The sequence below is a fragment of the Guptibacillus algicola genome (assembly GCF_020171805.1).
In the GTDB taxonomy this organism is placed as follows: domain Bacteria; phylum Bacillota; class Bacilli; order Bacillales; family Guptibacillaceae; genus Guptibacillus; species Guptibacillus algicola.
In genome coordinates this window covers 118,510-137,169 of sequence record NZ_JAIVAF010000007.1, presented here as the reverse complement: position 1 = coordinate 137,169, position 18,660 = coordinate 118,510, and the positions used below count along the sequence as shown (strand labels likewise).

Here is an 18,660-nt window from a genome sequence, read left to right as displayed (position 1 = left end):
GCGTAAAGTTTATTCTGTCTTTCTTATAGTAAAAATAGGGCTTGCTATCTTAGTCATTCCATTGTATAACTAGTACATTCTCTAATGTTTAAAAGTGGTAATACAGGATAATCTCTATAATAAATAAAAGCTTTTCACGAAAGGATCTTTCAAAAATGAAGTTTGGTGCCCGGATTTTTAAAACAGGGCTTGCGATTACAATCGCTCTTTATATAGCTACATGGCTTGAATTAGACCCGCCATCCTTTGCGGGAGTTGCAGCGTTATTTGCAATTCAACCGTCGATCTATCGTTCCTATCAATCAATAATCGAACAGATTCAGGCCAATATCATTGGTGCTGTCCTCGCAGTCGTTCTTGTACTTATATTTGGTAATCAGCCTATCGTTATAGGACTTGGAGCAATCCTGCTTATTGCAATCAATATTAAATTGAAGATCGAAAGCACGATTCCACTTGCAGTTGTGACATTGATTTTAATTATGAATGCACCTCAGGAAGAGTTTATCTCATTTGCAACGAACCGTTTTCTTGTCATTATGGTCGGAGTGATTAGTTCATTTTTCGTTAACCTAATCTTCCTTCCACCAAAATACGAAACAAAGTTATTTCATAAAATCGTACGCAACACAGAATACATTTCTCAATGGATTAGACTTGCTACGAGGAATGACGCTGAACATAAGGTACTGAAAGAGAATTTAATCAAATTAAAAGAGGATACAGTGAAAAGCGATCAATACTTCTTACTCTATAAAGAAGAAAGAACGTATTTTAAGAAACGAGATTACGTCAAAGCACGTAAGTTAGTTCTCTTCCGTCAAATGATTGCGACCACTGAAAAATCCCTCGCCATCTTAAAAATGTTAGACCAGCTTGATGTGAAAATATTAATCATGCCAGACGAAGTAAGAAAGCTCATTCAAACTCACTTGGATCAGCTAACAAACTACCATGAACGCATACACTTGAAATACATTGGTAAGGTAAGGCATCAATCACCTGAGGAAATGTTAAACAACGTAGATTCTGGAGAATCATCATTAACAGAAATGTACGTAGACTTATATGAAAGTGGAGAATGTAATCGTGAGTTATGGATGACGATCTTCCCGTTAATCGGTATGATCATCGATTACCATGACCACCTTGAACATCTAGATCTCCTCGTAGACAGCTTCCACTCGTACCATCAGGAAGATAATGCAGTCGACATTCAAGAGTTACATGCAAAATAAAAAAATCAGCCAACCGGCTGATTTTTTTATTTCTTCATTTTTGGATCGAGTGCATCCCTTAATCCATCACCTAACAAGTTAAAACCTAGTACCGTTAGCATGATTGCGAGTCCAGGGAAAAACACGGTCCATGGCGCTTGAATAATATATTGCCTAGAGTCAGCGAGCATTTTCCCCCACTCTGGTTGAGGTGCTTGAGCTCCGAGACCCAAGAAACTAAGTGCCGCTGCTTCTAGAATAGCAGTTGCGATTGCGAGAGTTCCTTGAACAATAATTGGCGCTAAAGAGTTTGGTAGGACATGAGAAAAGATAATGCGTGTATCCCTCATCCCTACAGCCCTTGCCGCCATCACATACTCTTCTTGTTTCACACTCAACACTCTCGATCGTACCAACCGTCCAAAGTTCGGAATGTTGATAATGGCTATCGCTATTAATGCATTACGAAGAGATGGTCCAAGTACTGCTACAACAGCGATTGCTAGAAGAATACTTGGGAATGCTAGCATGATATCAAAGATACGGGAGATGATCGTATCTACCATACGGCCATAGTAACCAGCAATCAATCCTAGTAAACTTCCAATAGCAGCAGATCCTAGTACAGCAAAGAATCCTACCCAAAGAGAGATTCTCGCTCCGTAAATAATTCGAGATAAAATATCTCTCCCAAAATCATCCGTTCCAAACCAGTGACTAGCTGACGGGGATTGGAGGCGTTCGGATAATTTTTGATCATTAATTCCTTCCGGAGCTATAACTCCGGCAAAAATGGCAAGAAGTATGAAGAAGAGCACGATGCCCATGCCGACCATTGCCAGCTTATTTCTCCTGAACCCTTTCCAGGCTTCACGCCATGGTGAGATTACTTCTTCGTCTGGTTGTTTTGGTACATTTGTTTGCTTCTGCGGAGCAATTTCAGCCATCTTGAAGCCCCCTTAGTTGTATTTGATTCGAGGATCAATTGCAGCATAGAGCAGATCGACAATTAAGTTTATAAATACGAAAATGACAGCGACGATCAAGATACCTGATTGAATAACAGGGTAATCTCTAAAGCCTATCGCATCATAAATGTATCTTCCAATTCCAGGCCATCCAAAGATTGTTTCTGTTAAGATGGCGCCTCCAAGAAGAAGACCCATTTGTAGACCAATAACTGTTAGAACTGGGATGAATGCATTTTTTAGAGAATGCTTATAAACTACCCAGAACATTCTTGTTCCTTTTGCACGAGCAGTACGAACAAAGTCAGAACGCATTACTTCAAGCATACTAGAACGTGTCATTCGAGCTATAATAGCCATCGGAATTGTTCCTAGTGCGATTCCAGGCAGAATCAAGTGTCTAACTACTTCTACAAATTGATCCATACGACCCTGGATAAGCGTATCGATGAGATAGAGATGAGTAATAGCTTCTACAGGATTCCTTACATTTTCTCGTCCAGTAGATGGAAGCCATCCTAACTCAAGTGAAAACGCCCACTGTTCCATAAGTCCAAGCCAGAATACAGGCATTGATACCCCTACTAGAGCAAGAACCATTGCAGTGTAGTCAAACCAAGAATTTTGGAACCACGCACTTATAATACCTGCGTTTACTCCGATAAAAATCGCAATTACCATCGCAACGAGTGATAACTCGAGAGTCGCTGCTAGGTACGGCCAAATTTCACCGCTAATTTCTGAACTTGTACGGAGAGATGTTCCAAGGTCTCCAGTGAACAAGCCCTTAATATAGTCAACATATTGTATATACCATGGCTGATCTAGCCCCAATTGCTTGGTTAAACTCTTGATCGCTTCCTCTGTCGCCTGTTGACCAAGAATAACTTGTGCAGGATCTCCAGGAATTGCACGTATCATAAAAAATACGATCAAGGTCATTCCAAATAGAACAGGTATAAGCATTAACAGCCGTCTAATTGTATATGCGAGCATATACTCACCTCTTCTTCCTTATGTACGATTCATGATTGTATGTAGATGCCTGATTTAGGTGTTCACATGTTCTGTTCCTAATAATAAGGGGGAGCTCAGCACTCCCCCCTGTTTTTCTTTTATTTCTCTTCAAGAGTAACTTTTGTTAGCGTATCTGATCCAGTAGGATGTGGATTAAATCCTTTAACTCGTTCTGAACCACCTAGTGCTGGCTTAGAATGCACTAGAGGAATCCAAGGCGCATCTTCATGGATGATTTCCTGAGCTTCTTTATAAAGCTCATTACGCTTCTCTTCATCTGGAGTTGACTGAGCTTCAATTAGAAGGTCGTGTAGTTCATCATTTGAGTAATACGTGTAGTTGTTGCTTCCGATATTATCTTTATCAAGTAGGACATATAGGAAGTTATCAGCATCACCGTTATCACCAGTCCAACCAAGTAGGAAGCTGTCTGCTTCACCGTTACGAGCTTTCTCTAAATAAGTTGCCCACTCGTATGATTTGATTTCTGCATTTACACCAATCTCAGCAAAGCTACTTTGAATAACTTCAGCTACTTTTTGACCATCCGGCATATATGGACGAGGTACTGGCATTGCCCATAGTTCCATATCGAATCCATCTTCATATCCAGCTTCTTTAAGAAGTGCTTTCGCCTTCTCAAGGTCATACTCATATGGTTCGATGTCTTCGTTATACCCACCGATTACAGGAGGCATTGGATTTTTCGCTGGTTCTGCTTGTCCAGCATAGAAAGCATCGATAATTGCCTGCTTATCTACTGCGTGGTTCAATGCTTGACGTACCTTCTTGTTATTTAGAGGTTCGCGGTTAGACGTAAGTCCAAGGTAGCCAACGTTCATTGAAGGACGGAAGAACACTTCAAGGTTTTCGTCACTTTCAACTTGACTTACATCAGAAGGATTAAGTCCATCCATCAAATCGATTTCTCCAGCCATCAGTGCATTCAATCTAGCAGAGTTATCAGGAATCGCTCTGAAAATAACACGATCAAGTTTTGGATAGCCATCCATCCAGTAATCTTCGTTTTTCGTTACTACAATCTTGTCATTACGACTCCACTGATCAAATACGAAAGGACCAGTACCTACAGGGTTTTCACCAAACTTATCGCCATGTTTTTCAATCGCATCAGGACTAGCAATTGCGAATGGAGACATCGCAAGGTTCTTCAAGAAAGGAGCCTGAGGTCTTTTAAGCTTAAATTCAACAGTGTAATCATCTTTCGCAGTTACACTCTCGATTACGTGACCTTCATCACCTTTAAATCCACCAAACATAGATTTATAGTAATAGAATGATTCTTCACTACCATTCATCCAACGCTCAAAGTTAAATACAACAGAATCAGCATTGAAATCTGTTCCATCGTGGAACTTTACGCCTTCACGAAGCATAAGTGTATATGTTTTACCATCTTCTGAAACTTCCCAGTCTTCTGCAAGACCTGGGTTGATCTCAGTATCCTGCTCTCCATAGGAAAGCAACGTATCAAAGATATTCTTTGTTACTTTGAAAGACTCACCATCAGTAACAGCTGCTGGGTCTAGTGCAACTGAGTCACCGCCACGTCCGAAGATTAGGGTGCCTCCATCAGCAGATCCGCCGTCAGAGTCTCCCCCTCCATCTCCGCTGGATTCATTTGAACCGCCACAACCGGCTAGTCCGATTGAAAGCAACATAACAAAAACCAATGATAAAATGTACTTTTTCTTCATCGTTTTCCCCCTAGAACTTTTTTATTTATACCTGGTCTTCTTCATATAAATGGCACGCAGTATAATGCCCCTGTTCAACCTCCCTAAATTCCGGAACGACTGAGCTACACACATCCATTGCTTTCGGACAACGTGTATGGAACGGACACCCTGAAGGTGGCTTCGCTGGACTTGGAACATCGCCACTTAAAATAACGCGATCCTTTCCATATTCAGGGTCAGGTACTGGTACCGCTGAAAGAAGAGCCTGAGTATACGGATGTTTTGGTTCTAAATAAAGCTTTTCACTATCGGCCATTTCAACAACCCGGCCTAGGTACATAACGCCAACCCTGTCACTGATGTGACGAACAACACCAAGATCGTGGGCGATAAATAAATATGTGAGACCAAGCTCTTTCTGTAAATCTTCAAGTAGATTTAAGACTTGAGCTTGAATAGACACATCAAGAGCAGATACTGGTTCATCCGCAATAATTAATTTAGGGTTCACAGCAAGCGCTCGAGCAATTCCGATACGCTGCCTCTGTCCTCCACTAAATTGGTGCGGATATCTTCTCGCATGGTAGGGACTTAGCCCTACAATGTCTAACAATTCTTTCACACGTTTTTTTCGCTCAGACTTGTTACCAAGCCCGTGAACGATAAGCGGTTCTTCAATTATTTTCTCAACGGTATGCCGAGGATTAAGTGAAGCGAACGGATCTTGGAAAACCATTTGAATATCTTTTCGTAGCTGTCTCATCTTGCTCTTGTTTAGAGACAAGATATTCTCCCCGTTAAACAGGACTTCCCCTTCGCTTGGTTCAAGAAGCCTCATGAGCATTCTTCCAGTTGTCGATTTCCCACAACCACTTTCTCCAACAAGCCCAAATGTTTCTCCCTTATGTAGCTTGAACGATACACCGTCAACGGCTTTTACAGTACCTACCTGCTGTTTAAGCACGCCACCTTCTATGGGGAAATGCTTCTTAAGCTGTTTTACTTCGAGCAATGCTTCCTGCAAATTAGGTGCCCCCCTTAGCTTTCTACTTTCTCTAATAAGGCTGCTTTCTCTTTATCTTCATGTAGCCAACATCTCGCTAATTGGCCCTGACCTGCGTCCATCAATTCCGGCGTTTCCTCGAAACACTTGTCAAAAGCAAACTTACAACGAGGGGCAAAGTGACACCCGGTTTTAATTGAACCTGGTTTTGGTACGTTGCCCGGAATCGAATACAGTCTCTCTTTCCTAGACCGAACGTCAGGAACAGATTCAATGAGACCAATCGTATACGGATGTTTTGGAGATTCAAAAATTTCTTTCGTCGTCCCTTGTTCGACGATTTTCCCAGAATACATAACCACGATGCGATCGCACATTTCTGCAACAACACCAAGATCGTGTGTGATCATGATAATGGACGTATTTGTTTCGTTATTGAGTCTTTTCATCAATTCAAGAATCTGTGCCTGAATCGTTACATCTAAGGCTGTTGTCGGTTCATCTGCAATGAGAACATCAGGTTCACATGCCATCGCCATCGCGATCATAACCCGCTGCCTCATACCGCCCGATAGCTGATGCGGATATTCATTCATAAGTTCTTCAGCTCTTGGTAGCCCAACTAGCTTCAGAAACTTAATCGCATGAGCCCAAGAATCCTTTTTGTTCCATTTCTTATGTATACGGATTCCTTCTACGAGCTGATTTCCAATTTTAAAAACGGGATTAAGAGACGTCATCGGTTCCTGAAAGATCATGCCGATTTCATTCCCTCGAATTTTCCTCATTTGTTTCTCGGATTTTAACAGGAGGTTCTCGCCCTTATAAGAAATTTCGCCACCGACTACTTTTCCGGGTGCCGAAATAAGCTGCATGATCGACAAGGAAGTAACGCTTTTCCCTGACCCAGACTCTCCTACAATCCCCAGCACTTCGCCTTTGTTCACATGAAAGTCAACAGAATCGACTGCTGGAATCTCACCATCATCGGTAAAAAAGTGAGTTTCTAACCCGCTGACATTTAACACTGGTTGTTCCACTCTCTCACCCCTTTCACCTAATTCAGAATTTTTTAATTAAACTAAAATCTGTTTATAATTATTACATTAATTCGAAAACTTGGCAATGAGAGATAAAAAATTTTCTGTCATCTTTTGACGCTTTTACGCAAATATGTGCAACAGAACACAAAAAAAGCACCCGGTTTGGGTGCTTTTTTGTTAAAACTACAAGTTTTGTACTTGGAATAGCTGATGATATGAGCCTTTCCTTTCCATTAATTCACTATGGTTTCCAATTTCTGAAATCTGACCATTCTCTACAACAACGATACGATCAGCGTGCGTGATCGTAGCCAATCTATGAGCAACGATGAAAGTTGTCCGATCTTTCGCAAGATCACCTAACGCTTCTTGAATAAGGTGCTCACTTTCTAAGTCGAGTGCAGAAGTTGCTTCATCTAAAATCAGAATAGCTGGGTTCTTCAAGAATACTCTTGCAATAGCAACCCTTTGCTTCTGTCCACCTGAAAGTTTAACGCCTCGTTCACCGACAGGTGTGTCATAACCTTGAGGAAGATCTTTAATAAATTCATGAGCATTTGCTGCTTTAGCTGCAGCGATCACTTCTTCTTCTGTAGCATCAGGATTTCCCATCTTAATGTTCATACGAACGGATTCGCTAAATAAGATGTTGTCCTGAAGTACCATACCTATGTTATTTCTAAGACTTCTTGCATGATAGTCACGAATATCAGTACCATCGATCTCGATTTTACCGCCAGTGACATCGTAGAAACGCGGAATCAAACTGACAAGAGAAGACTTCCCTCCACCACTCATACCGACAAGGGCGATGGTTTCACCAGCTCGGACATGAAGATCGATCCCTTTTAAAACCGGAAGATCTTCATCGTTATATTTGAAGTAGACATCACTAAAATTCACATCGCCTCGAACATTTTTTAACTCCCGTGCATCTTCACGGTCTACGATATCGTATTTCTCATCCACAAACTCAAAAACTCGGTCCATTGAAGCGATTGATTGAGTAAGCGTTGTAGAAGAGTTAACCAAACGTCTAAGAGGGTTATACAACCGATCCATATAGGTTACAAATGCTACCATCTCACCAATTTTTAGGTCCCCAGAAATAACGAGGTATGCTGAAAATGCAATAACGATAAGTGGCGCCACATCTGTGATCGTATTTACGGTCGCAAACGTTTTGGCATTCCATTTCGTATGATCGATCGCACGAGAAAGGAAATTTGTATTTCTCTTATCAAACTGTTTTTGCTCATAATCTTCAAGAGCAAAACTTCTAATAACTGGCATTCCCTGTACGCGTTCATGAAGATGTCCCTGAACTTCAGCAAGAGCCTGAGACCGGTTCTTCGTTAAGTCGCGTAATCGTTTATAAAAGTATTTAACTGCAAATCCATACAATGGTAAAAGAATAATTGCTGCAACCGTTAACCATACGTTCATGAATGACAAGATTACAATAATGATTACGATTGTGATCATATCTAGCCATACATTCATAAGCCCGGTTATTACGAACGTTTTCGTTTGCTCAACGTCATGAATCACCCTCGAAATAATCTCTCCAGCTTTATTGTTTGAGTAGAACTTTAAACTGAGTTGCTGAATATGAGAGAAAAGCTTATCTCTAATATCATAAAGAATTTTACTTCCAATCCATTGTGCAAAATACTGCCTGAAATACTCTACTGGTGGTCTTACGATTACAAATAGGAAGAACGCACCTCCCATTAACCACAGTAACTGTTCATATTTCTCACCGCTCGTCATTCCATCAGCATTAATAATGTCGTCGATGACATACTTAAGAATTAACGGAAGTAATAGCGGAATCCCAAATTTCAATATCCCTATACCGATCGTAATTCCAATCTGCTTTCGATAAGGTCTGACAAAACGCATATATCTTTTTATACTACCCAGATGACATCACCCTTTGTTTCATTACCCCTTGCACCGTTGTGCCAACAGGTTCTCATTTCTATCATGCAAAAACCTGTTGAAAATAATTCAACAGGTTTTCTTACCTATATTGTAAAAATTGTTCATACCATTGATCTACGAATCCTGGTGCGAACGGCCCTTTTCGTTGGTGAATCCAATTCATCAACTCTTTTACGTTTTCTTTCACGATATGGTCGATCGCATCTGGATAATTCATTTCTTTCTTATGAGCTTCATACTCGTCCTCATCCAAAAGTTTATAAGTCATATCGGGATATATTTTTATATCAAGATCGTAATCAATATATTTTAATGCCTCCTCATCGTATGTAAACGGTGTACCGAGGTTGCAATAATAATAAATACCGTCAGTCCTTAACATACCGATGACATTGAACCAGTGGTTTGCACTAAAATAACATATCGCTGGCTCACGAGTTCTCCACTGTCTACCGTCTGATTCAGTGACGAGAATACGATCGTTTCCCCCAATTATTTCTTTTGATGACCCTTTAAGTACTATGCTCTCTTCCCATGTTCTGTGTAACGTACCACGGTGTTTATAGCTTTGAATTTGAATTCTCGTTCCGGTCGTTGGGAAACTCATCTCCTTCTCCTTTCTAAGAAATTCCGGAAAACGATGAATGCCTTTCATAAGGCAGACTCACAGCATCCTTCTTTCCTTCCGATCACTACAAAGATTTTCATGCTTCTGTTCGTGTCAATTCCCTTCTATTATAACGCTTAACTTCCGAAAGTTAAAACAAAAGCGCCATTCAGAAGAATGGCACTTTACCTATAGCTCCTTAAACTGACGTCTTTTCAAACGTCGAAATGACTTCGGTGATCAAATTGTTGAAATCTTCTTCCATTCTAACTAGCTCTTGTTTCCTTTTCATTAGCGAGCTAGGCTCCTGTACCTCAGTGGATTGTAACTTTTCTTCAATCTGTTGTATTTCATTTCTTGTATGAATCATTTTGTCGGCAAGTTCAAGCTGCAATTGAATAAGTTCATCGAATCGATCCATTCAATTTCTCCTTCCCATTCATACTATCTAAAACAAAGAATTCAATAGGAAAAAGAAATCTCCTTTCTCAATATCTGTTGAGAAATAAGAAGTTTTGTCAAATCTCTTCTATCGGAACGATACAAGATGGATCCTCATTCTTTGGAGAATTAACGAGCTTTGAAACTTCATACGCATTCATTTGATCATCAGGATATGGCTTCATGATATCTTTTAGAATATTGAAGTCTTCAACCGATGGATCTAGCCAGTCATGTTCCTTATCTTTCGGTAAGATAACCGGCATACGGTTATGTATGTTTTTCATCAATTCGTTTGCCTCTGTCGTCAAAATCGTGCACGTATAGATAGATTTCTCTCCGTCTTTCCACTGTTCCCATAATCCAGCCATTGCAAACGGTTCGCCATTATTTACTTGTATTCTCATTGGGATTTTTCTATCTTTATCCTTTTTCCACTCGTAGAATCCATCAGACAGGATAACGCACCTGCGTTTTTTTAATGCATGCTTAAAACTAGCCTTTTCCTCTGCAGTTTCACTTCTTGCATTGATTAACTTATTCGAAATAGATGCATCTTTGGCCCAAAACGGAATCAATCCCCACTTAAGGGTTCCTAACCGATTCTCATCATAAGCTCTGATAATGGTAGGAACTTGTTGAGAAGGGGCAATGTTGTATCGTGCTGAATAATCATCTATTGTTACTTGATCGATTTGAAATCGTTCAATCAATGCATCGAGCTCTGCAGTTAATGAAAAACGTCCACACATATCGATCTCCTCCCATCATGACTCTTTCTTCCTTACCTATATGGAATCCTTTAATGTTTTTTATTATATTAATATAGAATAACGAGAAAACGAGGCTGACATAGTCAGCCCCGTTAGGGAAGTAATTATTGTTGTTGCTGGTTTGGGTTTTGAGCAGGCTTAGCTTGACGAGCTTTTGCTTGCTGCTGAGCTTGTTGTTGTGCTTGTTGTTGTGCTTGCTGAGCGCCCATTTCCTGACCAAATTCAGCACCGTATTGTTGCTGATTAGCTTGACCAGCAGAACCTTTGCTCTGTTGGTTTTGCTGTTTCACGTGTTGAATGCTTGTACCAGCTTGTGTTTGTCCTGGTTTCTTTTCCATGGCTTATCACCTCCCACAAACAATAGAATATCCAGATATAATTTAGTTATGTACGGATTCTCATAAATTTTTTAGTATAGTTTTCCCACGTTTCCACACCCTTTTTTAATAACACATTGAGCATTGTTACATCCTAACGATAGAAAGGAGGTTCATCGATGGATCATAAACGAGATATGACTGAGTTATCCATGATGCCTAAAGGTGATTGGGAAAATGGTGAACTTGCCTTCTTCCACCACAGTTTGCAACAAATCGCCCCTTATCTTAACAGTGAAGGTGTGGCGATCCACAGAGAAATCATAAAAGAAATCGAACAACGTGGAGGATTATCATTTTTAGGAAATGAGCAGCTTTAAAGAAAAAAACTTCCTATATCATTTACAGGAAGTTTAGGCTGTCGAGAAAATCTCGACAGTTTTTCTGTTTTATCTTTAAGCTGCTTTTTAACCGTTGTTTAATGAATATGTAGGTTTATTTACAATTTAGAGAACGTTCAATAGGACGGAGAGTTCCGTTTCGTTTCATCCAAATCTAGTAGGAGTGAATACAGCTTGACTCCCGCGGAAGAACGAGCGGCCGAGACCCCACAGCGACGTTTTTTCGCGTGGAGGCTCGGGCGTTCGTCCGCAGGAAAGCAAGCTGTATTCTCCTACGGAATAGGGAGAACCAAATTAAAGTTCAAGCTTGACTCCTGTATCACTTACAGGAAGTTTTTTTGCTAGAAGTTTGATTTAGATTGTCCTCCATCTACATTTAATGTAGCTCCGGAAATCCACGAAGCTCTTTCTGATGCTAGGAAGACGACAGCATCAGCGACTTCTTTAGGGGTCCCAAACCTTCCTCCTGGAATTTCACTTTCAACAAAAGCATTAATTTTCTCAGGATTTTCATCCAATCTTTTCTGCCAGTTACCTGTAGGATGTAGAATAGCTCCTGGTGCAACACCATTCACACGAACGCCTGATTGTATAACCTCATCAGCCATTGCTTTTGTGAAACTGATCAATGCAGCTTTGGCGTTATTATAGGTTGGCTTTCCACCAGACTCTCTACCGAATATAGATGATATATTAACGATTGAACCAGAGCCCTTTTCCTGCATCTCTTTTGCTGCAAGCTGACTTAAATGAACGGCAGAATAGAAGTTAAGTTCCATTGCCTTTTGAAATTGGTAAACATCCGTTTCCATAATCGTTGTTCCACTACTACCACCAGCGTTATTCACGAGGATATCGATAGAACCAAACTCTAATAAGAAAGAATCGATAAGCTGTACTCGTTTCCGATCATCTGTTATATCAGCTTCAAAAATTGCAATGTTGTTATTTAATTCCGCTTTTGTTTCCTCAAGCTCATCACGATTTCTGGCACAAATTCCAACATTTGCTCCCTCATAATAAAAAGCAGATGCTATCGCTTTCCCTATACCTTTTGAGCCACCGGTAATCAAAACATTAAGACCTTTTAAATTTAATTCCATTCAGACTATTCTCCCCTCTCGATATCTTTCACGATTTTTTGATGTGCAACAGGAAACGCAAATTGCTCAAGTTCGTTTTCTTCCACAAACCGAACCGTCTCATTTTCAATAATTCCATCCACTGTACCTTTATAAACCGTTAAATACCACTTAATGTGGCTAAAAACGTGTGTGAAGGTTAGAATTTCATCCTGTATACTAACTTGACCGCCATATTCTTTGCTGACGTATTCCGTTAGCTTCAGTTCTTTTAACTCACCATCCGTTAACTCCACATTCACGAACTCCCATAATCCTGCTAACAATCCTTCTTCTGGGCGCTTCCTGATTAAGTATCTTCCTTGCTCATCTTGAAGAACTGCCACGGCTATCGTGACTGGTCTCGGTGCTTTTTTCTTTGATTTTATTGGAAGCTCTTCTTGAGATCCTTCATGAAATGCTCTGCAGTGTGACTGCACTGGACATAGTAAGCAAGAAGGAGATTTAGGTGTACAGATGATTGCACCAAGCTCCATCAATCCCTGATTGAAAGAAGAAGGGTCATTTTTAGAAATGATTTCTCTTATTAATTCTTCGAAAATTTTCCTCGTTGAAGGTTTTGCGATATCCTCCCAAATTCCGAGAATCCTTGAAAGAACCCTCATCACATTGCCGTCTACAGCAGGTTCAGGCACACCATAAGCTATGCTCAAAATTGCTCCTGCAGTGTATGGTCCGACACCTTTTAGTTTAGATATCTCACGAGGTTCATCAGGCACTACGCCTCCGTAATTTTCAGCAACATCTCTCACGGCACTTTGTAAGTTTCTTGCCCTAGAATAATATCCTAAACCTTCCCATGCTTTTAACACCTCATCTTGAGGGGCTTCCGCCAGAGCCTCTATCGTAGGATATTTTTCTACAAAGTTTTTGAAATACGGAATTACAGTATCAACCCTCGTTTGTTGTAGCATAATTTCTGAAACCCAAACGCGATATGGATCCTGATTTTCTCTCCATGGTAATATTCTTTGTTCATCTTTGAACCAATTAATGAGGTCTCTTTGAAATTCCTCTACTTCAAAAGACTGAAGAAGATCTGTCACATTGTTAGTCATCTAGCAACTCTCCGATACGCTTTAATATTCCTTTGTACTTCCTCATTGATTTATTAATACATATAATATCGTAACTTAACATTTCCAAACAGCATTTAACTTTTCACACAATCGATTATTGGGTATAACTAAGTATAGGAGTATATAGAACCATTACTTTTCTTTCAAGAAGGATAAGACATAAGTTCTTTACTAAGGAGGATCTTTACCCTATGGATACTGGGACACACGTGGTCATGGGACTGGGGCTAGGAGCTCTGGCAACGCTAGATGCAGCAATTGCACAAGATCCCATCACCGCTCAGAGCGTTTTGATAGGAACGCTGATTGGATCTCAGGCCCCAGATTTTGATACCGTGCTCAAGTTAAAAAACAACGCTGTATATATTCGACATCACAGAGGCATTACACATTCGATTCCAGCCATCTTACTGTGGCCAATATTGATCAGTAGTGGGATTATGTTGTTCTACCCAGAAACGAATTTACTTCATCTCTGGCTATGGACATTTTTAGCAGTGTTTATCCATGTATTCGTGGATATCTTTAATGCGTATGGAACCCAAGCGTTACGACCCTTTTCCAATCGATGGGTAGCTCTTGGTGTCATCAACATTTTTGATCCATTTATCTTTCTAAGTCATATAGCTGGATTAGTATTATGGTATATAGGTGCGAACCCAGGATATACCTTCTTAACCATCTATGGCATATTAGTGCTTTACTATTTCTGGCGAATATATGAACAGCGAAAACTCATCAATGCAGTCAAAGAACGAATCCCAGATGCTGTCGAAGTCATCGTCTCACCAACGATCAGATGGAGCAGATGGCACATTGCAATAAAGTCTGAAACACAGTTCTATGTTGCAAGAGGTGAAGGAACGACGATTCACATCCAAGATGAATTTGACAGAGTTCCTGTACCTCAAACACCTGTGCTGGAGTCCGCAAAAGAAGACCCAAACTTGAGTGCTTTTCTTTCTTTCTCTCCTGTTTATAGATGGGAAATCGAAGAAACGAATGAAGGTTATGAAGTAAGATTTATCGACCTTAGATACCGTAGTAAGGGTCATTACCCGTTTGTAGCAGTTGTGCAATTGGAAGACCAATTAGAAATCACAAGTTCTTATACTGGATGGGTTTATAGTGAAGATACACTTAGGAAGAAGCTAGATCCCGCTATAGACTAAATGCCATATGAAAACCGGCTGAACAATCAGCCGGTTTCTTTTATCATTTAATGCTTTATACTTCGATCGTCGCCAAAGTAACCTCTGTATTTCGGGTTATTCTCCATAAAATCGTGTAGGACTGGACCGTAATAATCAATCCATTGCTTAACGATTTTTTCTGTGACATCTATGCCTTTATATTCTCTACCAGCCTTTGCTCTAGACGATTCGAAATCTTCCCAAAGGAGTTCAACCATCGTCCTTGCCTGTCCATAAGACAGTTGGTCATTCTTTTCGAGTAAGTTATGAGCAAGCCTTTCGAATAAATCTTCCATAAGGCATCCTCCTTTCATGGTGTGTTTCCATCGGTTTCCGTTCCATCTTCTTTTTACTTCTCACATAACGCATGTAACCTCTTCACATACTAACATTGTGCCTGTTTAGATAAAACTGTCGAAAGGGGAGGCGTTGATATGCGTAAGAAGGTCTCTAAGTTTCCAGACCTTAAATTCTCAGGTGAACCTCGCGCGAAAGAAGAATTTTCTTCAAAGCGTGCAGATGGAACGACCAACACTCATCCTCAGGAGCGAATGAAAGCTTCTAATCAAACCAACAATCGACAAGGTTAACTCTCACATACGATAGGAGGCGCAAACTATGGGTAAAGATAATCGTGATAGGCTCCATCCAAAATACAAAGATCCGTTTCAATCACCCAGTGCTAATCCGAAACATGCTCACCATCAGGTGAATGGAGAAACACAACAGGCATACAATGATATTGTTTTGCAGATTCAAACCCGCAAACGATCATAAAAGATGTAAGCAGGAGCAGCTTTACTGCTGCTCTTTCTTTATTAACATGGAAATAGGAAATGCTTCGATCGTTTCGTTCCCTTCACGAAACCCCCATGCAAACGTTCCGTTCATGTAATCGATCACGAATGTAGACCCTGGGTCTCCATCGATTTCATATGAAGCTCCGGGTGTATAATTCGCTGGATTCAATAAATACGATTTAGCAAGTGCAATTCTTCGTTCGTGCACTGAAAATTCATTTACCATTCCCATTTGTTCAGCCCTTCTCGCTTTTTCACTGAGTTGCGCGATAGCTGTTCGTAATTCTTCTTTATTCATTTCGCTGAAACGTTTATCCATGACAACCTCCATAAATCCTGTTCCTAATGTCTTCAGTATAGTTCATTTCGCAAGGTATGACAAAGATATGCTACGCTTACATAACAGGAGGTGTTTAATTATGAAAACAATAGTAATTACTGGCGGTGGCTCTGGTCTCGGAGCTGAGTTAGCAAAAATATGGGCAAGCCAAGGTAATCATATTATTTTGATAGGTCGCACGAAAGAGAAGCTCCAGAATGTATGTAACACGATCAAAGAATCTGGAAATTCCTGCGCTTACTATACGTGCGATGTTTCGAACTTCAACGACACGAAGCGATTGTTCACACAGTTACATAACGAAGGTCAGTCGATCGACATGCTTGTAAACAATGCCGGTACCGGAGCATTTGGCCAATTAGAAGACATAGATGAAGATGCAATCCATAACGTGATTGATACGAATGTAAAAGGCACCATTTTTCTCTCAAAGCTATTTTTACCTGAATTGAAACAAGTTGATGGACGAATTATGAACATTATTTCAACTGCTGGGCTTAAAGGAAAGAAACATGAAACGGTATATGTTGCATCAAAATATGCGATAAGAGGCTTCACAGAAAGCCTCTGGAAGGAACTCGAAGGTACTGGAGCTCGTGCTACCGCTGTGTACATGGGAGGAATGGATACTCCGTTCTGGTCTTCAACCGACCACATCAAGGACACGTCACGATTAAAGTCTCCTGCAGAAAAAGCGAAACAAATCATAGATCAAGATGATGGCCAACCTGAGATCTTTATTGATCGATAAAGTCGTCTAGATACTGATTGATTAATGAAAAAGGGAAGCCTTTACGGTACAAAAATTGTTTCATCTTATATTTGTAATCTTTCATATCTAATTTTGAGAAGCGGCGTTCCGCTTTTTTGGCTTGAAGTAGGAGTGCCTCCCACTCCTCTTCATTATCTTTGTTCGTTTCGATGGAATTCATTACTTCTTGTATAACTTCTCTTTCAAATCCTTTACCTGTAAGAGTTTGTCCTACTTTTTGTCTTAGTTCAGTGGAAGATACGCTTTTCAGTTTATTCATTTTTTTCTCCGCTAACTCTGAAGCGATATCGTATTGACGCTCAAACGGATATTCTTCTAGAGCTTTTTCGATCGTGTCAGGAGATACACCTTTTTGAAACAACTCTTGATTGATAATGAAAGGACCTTTATTACGTCCGTTCATTTTGGTTCGAACAAAGGCTTTTGCAAATTCAAGGTCATTCACATAGCCGTAGCGCTTCAGTTTATTAATAATAGAAGGAAAAGCTTCCTCTTCAATCTCTTTTGTTAAGAGATAATCACTGATCTCTTTCTCTGAACGCATGCGGTATGACAAATAATGCAACGCCAAATTAAAGCCTTTCTTTATATGATCTTCAAACTGAATGTCATCGAGCGTGTCTTCATTTAGTTCTATGCCTTTTCTAAGCCCAAAACGAATTAAAACATCTTGATCAACTCCGAACCCGAATTCTTCTCCATTTCCTTTATCTATAAAAATCGAAAACCGTTCACTATTTTTCTTTTGTGTTGTGATACGTGTAATTTTCACCAATACGATCACCTCTCTTCTCCATATTGTATCATTTTCAAAAATATTGTATGAACTTAGAGCATTGGATTAAAGGATTCTCTTTACGGGTAAAGAAATAACTACTATAAGAATTGGATTAACCTTAGGAGGAACAACGTTATGAACATAGCGATTGCTGGCGGTACTGGTTTCGTTGGGAATGCCCTTACAGAATCATTTGTGAACGATGGACACAAAGTGTTTATTCTAACCCGGAGCCCCGAAAACAAGCCCGCTCAAGAAGGTGTCACGTATGTTAAGTGGCTTAAAGATGATGCACAGCCTGAGAAACAATTACAAAATCTAAATGCCATCATTAACCTTGCTGGTGAGTCCATCAACAGCGGTCGGTGGACAGAGGATAAGAAGCAAAAGATATTAGACAGCCGTATCTCTGCAACACGAGAAATCGTTTCCATTATAGAAAAACTGGACCATAAACCTCGTGTGCTTGTGAATGCTTCTGCAACGGGATTTTATGGATCTTCGCTAGACAAATCTTTTACGGAGAACGACACGGTTCCTGGATCTGATTTTCTAGCCGATGTAACCTATAAGTGGGAAAAGGAAGCGATGCGAGCTCAGAATTTTGGTGTCCGGACAGTATTAACTAGGTTCGGAATCATTCTTGGTGAAGAAGGCGCACTTCCCCTCATGACACTTCCGTATAAGTTTTATATGGGTGGTAAATTAGGTGATGGCAGGCAATGGTATTCCTGGGTCCATATCAAAGATGTTGTTGGCATGATACGTTTCGCTGTCGATCACGATTCCGTCCAAGGACCATTGAACGTCACAGCACCAGAACCAAAACGAATGAACGAGTTTGGAAGGACCTTAGCAGACGTTCTTAAGAAGCCACACTGGGTTCCTGTACCTGAAGCCCCTGTTCAACTCGCACTTGGTGAAAAGAGTGGTATCGTCTTGAAAGGACAATGTGTACTTCCCCAGAAAGCGAAAGAACTTGGTTACCCTTTCCGATACCTAAAACTGAAAGATGCGTTAGAGAATCTGCTGGATTAATGCCAGCAGATTTTTTTCAAATCCGTATTAATTCATGTTTTCGGTACCTATAATATAGTAGCTACTGTATCTTTGTTTCTAACT

General features: G+C 40.3%; 22 protein-coding genes. 7 read left to right on the top strand and 15 right to left on the bottom strand.

Annotation, left to right across the window (positions count from 1 at the left end; all coding sequences use genetic code 11):
* The first annotated feature begins 155 nt into the window (after nucleotides 1–155).
* Nucleotides 156–1,238 (top strand): FUSC family protein, encoded by a 1,083-nt coding sequence (locus LCM09_RS19050; RefSeq protein WP_224885106.1) that lies wholly within the window; start codon nucleotides 156–158, stop codon nucleotides 1,236–1,238.
* A gap of 26 nt (nucleotides 1,239–1,264) precedes the next feature.
* On the opposite strand, the gene nikC is transcribed toward LCM09_RS19050, so the two are convergent.
* The 10 genes from nikC to LCM09_RS19000 all read right to left on the bottom strand — a co-directional run bounded on the left by nikC (nucleotide 1,265) and on the right by LCM09_RS19000 (nucleotide 11,054).
* Complete coding sequence (gene nikC, locus LCM09_RS19045; RefSeq protein WP_224885104.1) at nucleotides 1,265–2,164, bottom strand: nickel transporter permease; 900 nt, start codon at nucleotides 2,162–2,164, stop codon at nucleotides 1,265–1,267.
* A 12-nt stretch (nucleotides 2,165–2,176) separates the two neighbouring features.
* Nucleotides 2,177–3,181, bottom strand: coding sequence for an ABC transporter permease (locus LCM09_RS19040; RefSeq protein ID WP_224885102.1), 1,005 nt, complete (start codon nucleotides 3,179–3,181; stop codon nucleotides 2,177–2,179).
* A 119-nt stretch (nucleotides 3,182–3,300) separates the two neighbouring features.
* Nucleotides 3,301–4,920 carry an ABC transporter substrate-binding protein gene (locus LCM09_RS19035; protein WP_224885101.1) on the bottom strand — a complete coding sequence of 540 codons (1,620 nt, stop codon included), beginning with the start codon at nucleotides 4,918–4,920 and terminating at the stop codon, nucleotides 3,301–3,303.
* Between the two features lie 25 nt (nucleotides 4,921–4,945).
* Nucleotides 4,946–5,926 carry an ABC transporter ATP-binding protein gene (locus LCM09_RS19030; RefSeq protein ID WP_224885099.1) on the bottom strand — a complete coding sequence of 327 codons (981 nt, stop codon included), beginning with the start codon at nucleotides 5,924–5,926 and terminating at the stop codon, nucleotides 4,946–4,948.
* Nucleotides 5,927–5,940: 14 nt separating this feature from the next.
* The gene (locus LCM09_RS19025) at nucleotides 5,941–6,945 is read right to left on the bottom strand and encodes an ABC transporter ATP-binding protein (RefSeq protein WP_224885097.1); all 1,005 of its coding nucleotides are present in this window, start codon (nucleotides 6,943–6,945) and stop codon (nucleotides 5,941–5,943) included.
* 186 nt (nucleotides 6,946–7,131) lie between these two features.
* Nucleotides 7,132–8,853: an ABC transporter ATP-binding protein gene (locus LCM09_RS19020; RefSeq protein WP_224885095.1), complete on the bottom strand. Its 1,722-nt coding sequence runs from the start codon at nucleotides 8,851–8,853 to the stop codon at nucleotides 7,132–7,134.
* 121 nt (nucleotides 8,854–8,974) lie between these two features.
* Complete coding sequence (gene ntdP, locus LCM09_RS19015; protein ID WP_224885093.1) at nucleotides 8,975–9,502, bottom strand: nucleoside tri-diphosphate phosphatase; 528 nt, start codon at nucleotides 9,500–9,502, stop codon at nucleotides 8,975–8,977.
* A 199-nt stretch (nucleotides 9,503–9,701) separates the two neighbouring features.
* The gene (locus tag LCM09_RS19010) at nucleotides 9,702–9,923 is read right to left on the bottom strand and encodes a hypothetical protein (protein ID WP_224885091.1); all 222 of its coding nucleotides are present in this window, start codon (nucleotides 9,921–9,923) and stop codon (nucleotides 9,702–9,704) included.
* 97 nt (nucleotides 9,924–10,020) lie between these two features.
* On the bottom strand, nucleotides 10,021–10,695 hold the full coding sequence (locus LCM09_RS19005) for an SOS response-associated peptidase (RefSeq protein ID WP_224885089.1): 675 nt from the start codon (nucleotides 10,693–10,695) through the stop codon (nucleotides 10,021–10,023).
* Nucleotides 10,696–10,820: 125 nt separating this feature from the next.
* Complete coding sequence (locus tag LCM09_RS19000) at nucleotides 10,821–11,054, bottom strand: gamma-type small acid-soluble spore protein (RefSeq protein WP_224885087.1); 234 nt, start codon at nucleotides 11,052–11,054, stop codon at nucleotides 10,821–10,823.
* Between the two features lie 158 nt (nucleotides 11,055–11,212).
* On the opposite strand from LCM09_RS19000, the gene LCM09_RS18995 reads away from it, so the two are divergent.
* The gene (locus tag LCM09_RS18995) at nucleotides 11,213–11,413 is read left to right on the top strand and encodes a hypothetical protein (RefSeq protein ID WP_224885085.1); all 201 of its coding nucleotides are present in this window, start codon (nucleotides 11,213–11,215) and stop codon (nucleotides 11,411–11,413) included.
* 362 nt (nucleotides 11,414–11,775) lie between these two features.
* Here LCM09_RS18995 and LCM09_RS18990 read toward each other — a convergent pair whose 3' ends face one another.
* Together LCM09_RS18990 and mutY are read right to left on the bottom strand one after the other, a co-directional pair.
* Nucleotides 11,776–12,537: an SDR family NAD(P)-dependent oxidoreductase gene (locus LCM09_RS18990; RefSeq protein ID WP_224885083.1), complete on the bottom strand. Its 762-nt coding sequence runs from the start codon at nucleotides 12,535–12,537 to the stop codon at nucleotides 11,776–11,778.
* A gap of 5 nt (nucleotides 12,538–12,542) precedes the next feature.
* Nucleotides 12,543–13,634: an A/G-specific adenine glycosylase gene (gene mutY / locus LCM09_RS18985; RefSeq protein WP_224885081.1), complete on the bottom strand. Its 1,092-nt coding sequence runs from the start codon at nucleotides 13,632–13,634 to the stop codon at nucleotides 12,543–12,545.
* 212 nt (nucleotides 13,635–13,846) lie between these two features.
* On the opposite strand from mutY, the gene LCM09_RS18980 reads away from it, so the two are divergent.
* On the top strand, nucleotides 13,847–14,827 hold the full coding sequence (locus LCM09_RS18980; RefSeq protein WP_224885079.1) for a metal-dependent hydrolase: 981 nt from the start codon (nucleotides 13,847–13,849) through the stop codon (nucleotides 14,825–14,827).
* Between the two features lie 47 nt (nucleotides 14,828–14,874).
* On the opposite strand, the gene LCM09_RS18975 is transcribed toward LCM09_RS18980, so the two are convergent.
* Entirely contained in the window at nucleotides 14,875–15,144 is a 270-nt protein-coding gene (locus tag LCM09_RS18975) for a YfhJ family protein (protein WP_224885078.1), read from the bottom strand.
* A gap of 138 nt (nucleotides 15,145–15,282) precedes the next feature.
* Between LCM09_RS18975 and sspK the strand changes: the two genes are divergently transcribed.
* Nucleotides 15,283–15,438: a small, acid-soluble spore protein K gene (gene sspK / locus LCM09_RS18970; protein WP_224885076.1), complete on the top strand. Its 156-nt coding sequence runs from the start codon at nucleotides 15,283–15,285 to the stop codon at nucleotides 15,436–15,438.
* Between the two features lie 28 nt (nucleotides 15,439–15,466).
* Nucleotides 15,467–15,625 (top strand): YpzG family protein, encoded by a 159-nt coding sequence (locus LCM09_RS18965; protein ID WP_224885074.1) that lies wholly within the window; start codon nucleotides 15,467–15,469, stop codon nucleotides 15,623–15,625.
* A gap of 21 nt (nucleotides 15,626–15,646) precedes the next feature.
* On the opposite strand, the gene LCM09_RS18960 is transcribed toward LCM09_RS18965, so the two are convergent.
* Nucleotides 15,647–15,967: a YfhH family protein gene (locus LCM09_RS18960; RefSeq protein WP_224885072.1), complete on the bottom strand. Its 321-nt coding sequence runs from the start codon at nucleotides 15,965–15,967 to the stop codon at nucleotides 15,647–15,649.
* Nucleotides 15,968–16,067: 100 nt separating this feature from the next.
* Here LCM09_RS18960 and LCM09_RS18955 point away from each other — a divergent pair, with 100 nt between their 5' ends.
* Nucleotides 16,068–16,739 carry an SDR family NAD(P)-dependent oxidoreductase gene (locus LCM09_RS18955; RefSeq protein WP_224885069.1) on the top strand — a complete coding sequence of 224 codons (672 nt, stop codon included), beginning with the start codon at nucleotides 16,068–16,070 and terminating at the stop codon, nucleotides 16,737–16,739.
* Here the strand turns inward: LCM09_RS18955 and recX are convergent.
* Nucleotides 16,726–17,532, bottom strand: a complete 807-nt coding sequence (recX, locus tag LCM09_RS18950) for a recombination regulator RecX (protein ID WP_224885067.1) — start codon at nucleotides 17,530–17,532, stop codon at nucleotides 16,726–16,728. The two genes, LCM09_RS18955 and recX, sit on opposite strands and share 14 nt — an antisense overlap.
* A gap of 141 nt (nucleotides 17,533–17,673) precedes the next feature.
* Here recX and LCM09_RS18945 point away from each other — a divergent pair, with 141 nt between their 5' ends.
* Nucleotides 17,674–18,576, top strand: coding sequence for a TIGR01777 family oxidoreductase (locus LCM09_RS18945; protein WP_224885066.1), 903 nt, complete (start codon nucleotides 17,674–17,676; stop codon nucleotides 18,574–18,576).
* The last annotated feature ends 84 nt before the right edge of the window (nucleotides 18,577–18,660 follow it).